Annotated in this window: 1 protein-coding gene and 1 pseudogene; one reads left to right on the top strand and one right to left on the bottom strand. The window is 78.7% G+C overall.

What is annotated here, in order from left to right:
• Window positions 1-266: GPP34 family phosphoprotein (locus ABEB16_RS22040; protein WP_345714305.1), on the top strand; the 266-nt coding region annotated here is incomplete at its 5' end.
• 10 nt (window positions 267-276) lie between these two features.
• Here the strand turns inward: ABEB16_RS22040 and ABEB16_RS22035 are convergent.
• Window positions 277-559: pseudogene (locus ABEB16_RS22035) on the bottom strand (anti-sigma factor); the annotation flags it as partial.

Genomic DNA, 559 nt, shown 5'->3' with positions numbered 1-559 from the left:
CCGCCTCCCCCGGTGCCGCCTCCCCCGGTGCCGCCTCCCCCGGTGCCGCCTCCCCCGGTGTGCACCGGCGGGCGGTGGCGCTGGTGGCCCTGCTGCACGCCGTGGGTCTGGTGCCCTCCCTGTACCAGGCGCGCACCGGCCTGGCCCGCGCGGAGCTGAAGCGGCGCGCCGGAGCGCTGGCCGAGGGCGAGTGGGTGGCGGAGGCGGTGCGCCGGGCCGTGCGCGACGCCCAGGCCGTCGCGGGCGGGGCCACCGCGGGCGGCTGAGCGGGCACGCTCAGGGCTGGCGCAGCTGCAGCAGCGGCGTGCCGGTGGGGGTCTGCACCTCCAGGCGGTCGATGTCGCCGGTGCGCAGCGCCGTGGAGGCCGTGAAGCGGGTGTCGCGGCCCGGCAGCGCCGTCCAGCTGCCGATCTGCTGGGGCGTACCGCGGCGGTCGATGACGACGAGGGCGTAGTTCGTCGCCGGGCCCTCGTCGTCGCGGTAGCTGCAGGTGATGTCCACCCGGGTGCCCCAGTCGACCGGCTGCACCACGGCGCTGGCCCGCAGCGGTTCGGCGCTG

Source organism: Kineococcus glutinatus (assembly GCF_039542765.1).
Taxonomy (GTDB): Bacteria; Actinomycetota; Actinomycetes; order Actinomycetales; family Kineococcaceae; genus Kineococcus_A; species Kineococcus_A glutinatus.
This window is presented reverse-complemented; position numbering and strand designations above follow the sequence as displayed.